Source organism: Promicromonospora kroppenstedtii DSM 19349 (genome assembly GCF_000515355.1).
Lineage (GTDB): Bacteria > Actinomycetota > Actinomycetes > Actinomycetales > Cellulomonadaceae > Promicromonospora > Promicromonospora kroppenstedtii.
Genome location: NZ_KI911642.1, coordinates 7,970 through 12,690, shown reverse-complemented (window position 1 = coordinate 12,690; position 4,721 = coordinate 7,970). Strand labels below are relative to the sequence as shown.

Annotated in this window: 6 protein-coding genes; 4 read left to right on the top strand and 2 right to left on the bottom strand. The window is 73.9% G+C overall.

Going from position 1 to position 4,721, the window contains the following annotated elements:
- Nucleotides 1-482: MerR family DNA-binding transcriptional regulator (locus PROKR_RS08735; protein ID WP_036962166.1), on the bottom strand; the 482-nt coding region annotated here is incomplete at its 3' end.
- Nucleotides 483-540: 58 nt separating this feature from the next.
- Between PROKR_RS08735 and PROKR_RS08730 the strand changes: the two genes are divergently transcribed.
- Nucleotides 541-1,770 (top strand): erythromycin esterase family protein, encoded by a 1,230-nt coding sequence (locus PROKR_RS08730; protein ID WP_036962099.1) that lies wholly within the window; start codon nt 541-543, stop codon nt 1,768-1,770.
- Here PROKR_RS08730 and PROKR_RS08725 read toward each other — a convergent pair.
- Entirely contained in the window at nt 1,748-2,740 is a 993-nt protein-coding gene (locus PROKR_RS08725) for an AraC family transcriptional regulator (RefSeq protein WP_051432807.1), read from the bottom strand. The two genes, PROKR_RS08730 and PROKR_RS08725, sit on opposite strands and share 23 nt — an antisense overlap.
- Nucleotides 2,741-2,822: 82 nt before the next feature.
- Here PROKR_RS08725 and PROKR_RS08720 point away from each other — a divergent pair, with 82 nt between their 5' ends.
- From PROKR_RS08720 to PROKR_RS08710, 3 genes are all read left to right on the top strand, one after another.
- A complete protein-coding gene (locus PROKR_RS08720; protein WP_036962096.1) occupies nt 2,823-3,659 on the top strand; it encodes an NAD(P)H-binding protein in 837 nt (278 codons plus the stop codon).
- A 47-nt stretch (nt 3,660-3,706) separates the two neighbouring features.
- On the top strand, nt 3,707-4,129 hold the full coding sequence (locus tag PROKR_RS08715; RefSeq protein WP_036962092.1) for a pyridoxamine 5'-phosphate oxidase family protein: 423 nt from the start codon (nt 3,707-3,709) through the stop codon (nt 4,127-4,129).
- A gap of 320 nt (nt 4,130-4,449) precedes the next feature.
- On the top strand, nt 4,450-4,721 hold a 272-nt coding region (locus PROKR_RS08710), incomplete at its 3' end, for a DNA-binding protein (protein ID WP_036962090.1).

Genomic DNA, 4,721 nt, shown 5'->3' with positions numbered 1-4,721 from the left:
ACCAGGCCAGCGCGCTCCCAGGTGCGCAGGGTGGCGGGCCGGATCCGCAGCTGCGCCGCGAGCGGGCCGACGAACGTGTCCTGGGCCTCGGTACGCAGGGCCGGTCGGGCGGACCGAGGGCCGGCGGTCGTGGCATCCAGGTCGCGCAGGGCGTCCTCGACGGCGCGCAGCGTCCGGCGGTCCTCCAGGAGCACGGAGTGACTCTCGTCGATCAGCCGGAACGCCTCACCCACGGCGCCGTCGTGCACCGCGCGCATGATCGCGGCCGCGCCCTGGTGACCGTGCCCGGGCACCAGGGCCAGGAAGGCGCGTAGCGCACGGGCGTGACGTGGCGTATAGGCGCGGTAGCCGGCGGGCGTGCGGTCGGCCGCGGGGAGGATGCCGGCGTCCTCGTAGTTGCGGACCGCCTGCGTGGACAGGCCGTGCCCGCGAGCCAGGTCGACGGGCCGCAGCCGGACACCCGTTTGAAGGTTGTGCGCCACCTACCGCTCCGTTCCGGGGCCAGGTCTCAACCGAGCCTTCAACGATACCGTTGAGGGAATGGTGAGAGACATCGAGGACACCCTTCATCCCGTCGACGCCGCCTCCGTGCTGGCCCTGCTGACGGAGCGGCCCCGGATCCTGGCCCTCGGCGAGCCGACCCACGGCGCGCAGGACCTGCTCCGGACGCGCAACGCCCTGTTCCGCGAGCTCGTGGAGCACCACGACTACCGCACGATCGCCCTGGAGACCGACTGCCTCGCGGGCCTGCTCGTCGACGACCACGTCACCACCGGCCGGGGCGACCTCGACGATGTCCTGGCCCGCGGCCTGAGCCACGAGTGGGGCGCGTACCCGGGCAACCGCGAGCTCGTGCACTGGATGCGCACCTACAACGACGGCCGGCCGGCCGCCGAACAGGTCCGCTTCGCCGGCGCCGACGGGCCGCTGGAGATCTCGGCGGCCGCCAGCCCCCGCGCAGCCCTCATCGCGCTGCACGACTACGTGTCCGCCCGCGTGGACGCCGACCTGCTGCCCTGCACCGCCGACGTCCTGGAGCGCATGATCGGCCCGGACGACCGCTGGACCGAGCCCGCCGCCATGATGGATCCCGCCCGGTCGGTAGGGCAGTCCGCCGAGGCTAGGGAGCTGCGCCTGCTCGCGGACGACCTGGCGACCCTCCTGGAGACGCACGCCCCGCAGCTCCTGACCGCCTCCACGCCCCAGGAGTGGGACCGGGCCAACCTGTACGCGCGCACCGCCACCGGACTGCTGCGCTACCACTTCTGGATGGCCGACCCCACGCCCGCACGCATGACGCGCCTGCTCGGGGTCCGCGACGCCATGATCGCCGGCAACCTGCTCGCCCTGGCCGGGCGCGGCCCCGTGCTGGTGGCCGCCCACAACAGCCACCTGCAGCGCACCCGGAGCACCATGACCATGTGGGACCAGCCGCGCCTGGAGTGGTGGGGCGCCGGGGCCCTCGTCGGCGCCCGGCTCGGCGACCGGTACGCGTTCGTCGCCACGGCGCTCGGGACGCTGCGGGACCAGGGCGTGGACGTGCCCGAGCCGGACACGGTCGAAGGGCTGCTGTACGGAGCCGGCGGGCTCGGGCGGGAGCAGCTCCTGGTGGACGCTCCGAGGCTGGCCGCGCGGCTCCGCGAGGAAGCCCCTGCCGGGACGGCGCTCGCGGCCCGCCTGTCCCCCTGGTTCGGCTACGCGCCGCTCGACCCGGCCGGCCTGGCGGACGCCGACGCGGTCGTGTTCGTCAGGGACGTCCCGCACCGGTAGGCACCGGATCGAGCCCGCGGGCGGCCCAGACGCTCGGGCTGACACCCCGGGTCCGCTTGAACGCGGCGCTGAACGCGAACGCGTCGGTGTAGCCGACGGCGCGTGCGACCTGGGCGACGGTCGCCGCCTCGCGGTCGGTCAGGAGGTCCGCCGCGAGCGTCATGCGCCAGCGGGTCAGGTAGGTCAGGGGCGGTTCGCCGACCTGGTCGGCGAACCGCTTGGCCAGGGTGGAACGCGACACGCCGGTCCGGTCGGCCAGCGACCCGACCGTCCAGGGCGCCGCCGGCTCGGCGTGCAGCAGGCGCAGCGCGTCGCCGACCACCGGGTCCCGTTGCGCGGCCCACCAGCGCGGGGGCTCGCCGCCGGGCCTGTCGAACCAGTCGCGCAGCGTGCAGACCAGCATCCAGTCCAGGAGCCGGTCGAGCACGACCTGCTGGCCGGGCGCGTCGATGGCGACCTCGGCGGCGAGGTGCTCCACCACGGCGCCGGACGTACCCCCGGTGCCCACGCGCAGCACCGGCGGTAGTGCGTCCAGCAGGCGTCGGCTGATCTCGCCGCGTACCGGGTAGGCGCCGACGATCAGGGTGGTCGCCCTGCTCCCGGTGCTCCCGCCCGGGGCGTCGCCCGCGTCGCTCACGACGTCGGCGTCGTGCCAGCCCAGCCGGTGCCGGGTCCCGCCCAGCTCGGGCGTCGCGCAGAACTCGCCGCACGCGATCGGCTCGGCCGACGTCCCGACCTCGTCGACGAAGGTGAACGTCTCGGGGCCGCGCACGACGGCGGTCTGCCCGGCGCGGAGCCGCGCGGCCGGACCCTGCTCGGGGACGATCCACCCGTCGCCGCCCAGGACCGTGCACAGGGTCAGCGGCGCGCCGTCCACGAAGTCCAGGGCCCAGGGCGGGGTCAGGGTCGAGCTACCGAACAGGGAGCCGTGGGCGCGCACCCCGCGGATCAGGTCACTGAAGGCGTCCATCCTGTCGAGGTTAGACGATCACCCATGCGATTCGGTGCCCCACCCATGGATTCGTCCGATCGGGTGCCGTTGGATCGGTGGCATGAGCAACGACACCACCCTGGTCCTCGGGGCCAGCGGCAAGACCGGGCGGCGGGTCGCCGCCCGGCTCCGGCTGCATGACGCGCGGGTCCGTGCCGCCTCGCGGTCCAGCCGGGCGCACTTCGACTGGTCCGAGCCGGGCGGCTGGGACCACGTGCTGCGAGACATCGCCACCGTGTACGTGGTGCCGCCCGCCGTGCCCGGGCCGGTCCACGAGCTCGTGGCGCGCGCCGAGGCCGCCGGCGTGCGGCGCCTGGTCCTGCTCTCCGGCCGCGGCGCCGACACCTGGGGCGACTCCTCCTTCGGGCTGGACATGCGCTCGGCCGAGGAGGCCGTACGCGGCTCGGCCCTGGAGTGGACGGTGCTGCGCGCGTCGAACTTCGACCAGAACTTCGACGAGGATCTCTTCCACGCCCCGCTGCTCGCCGGCGAGCTGGCGCTCCCCGCGGGGAGCGTCCCTGAGCCGTTCGTCGACCTCGAGGACGTCGCCGACGTCGCGGCGGCGGTGCTGACCGAGCCCGGACAGCACGCCGGGCGGACCTACGAGCTGACCGGGCCACGCGGAGTGACCTTCGCCGAGGCCGTCGACCTGATCTCCCGGGCGTCCGACCGGCCCGTCACCTACCGGCAGGTCTCCCCCGCCGAGTACCGCACGGCCCTCGTCGAGGCGGGCCTGGGCGAGGACGACGCCCACCACGTCGCCGAGATGTTCGTGCTGATGGAGCGCGGACTGCTGGCCGGGCCGACCGACGACGTCGAGACCGTGCTGGGGCGCCCGCCGCGGGCCTTCGAGGAGTACGTCGTGCGGGCCGCGGCCGCGGGGGCCTGGCGCTCCTGACCCTTTTCCCAGAGCCATCTCCCGATGATCTCCCGAGAGGACCCACCATGAGTGCCACCAGCCTGACCCCCGAGGACCTCCAGCTCCTCGCCCGTCCCCTGCACGGGTTCCTCTCCGTGGCCGGACCGGCTCAGCCGCCCCAGCCGCGGCCCGTGTGGTTCGAGGCCACCGTGGACGGGACCATCCAGCTGTTCACGGAGCGGGACTCGCTGAAGGTGCGCCGCCTGGAGCGCGACCCTCGCGCGTCGCTCGTGGTCGCGGCCCCGGTGGGCGAGGGCGAGCGCTGGGTCTCCGTCGCCGGCCGCGCCACGGTGGAGGCCGACGGTGCGCGGGACCTGGCGTCTCGCCTCGCGGCCCGCTACTGGGACCTCCGGGACCAGGTCCGGGCCGACGCGCTCGCCGCGATGCTGCGGGTCGACCTGCTCCGTGTCGTCATCCGCGCGGAGGCCGTGCGCCGTTACTCGTCCTGACGTGCGGCGCCGGGAGTCACGGCCACTCCAGCCGGGATCCGAGCTGGATCCACCGTGGATTCGCTGCTCACTATCTGCTCTCCGAGCGTGGAGTAGTGGCTCTCTGAACGGCTCATATCGTTGATAACTCGCCACTGAGGGACTGTCTACGCACCCGCTTCAGGAAAGCGGGTGCGTAGTTTGTGGAACCAAAGTAGGAGTAGTATTGCGCTACTACTCGTACTACTACGAGCGACCGGATGACGGCGAGAAAGATGGGGCTGGCGATCGGCCGCCGTCCGATCGCGGGCATCGACACGACGACCTGAGCGGGGAACAACGTGCGGGACAAGGAACGGGTCTTCCAGGCGGCGGACGCCCTGGTGGCCGAGGGTGCGGCGGTCACGGTCACGAACGTGCGCGAGCGCGCCGGGTGCTCGAACGCGACCGCCACGAAGTACCTGCGGGAGTGGCGCGAGACGAGGGCCGCCGAGAGCGACGCGCGCTCGGCGCTCCCCGAGCTCCCCTCCTCGGTGAGCGCCCTGGCCGAGCGCGGCATCGAGGCGCTGTGGGGTGCGGCGGTCGAGGCGGCACGCACGGAGCACGAGGCGGC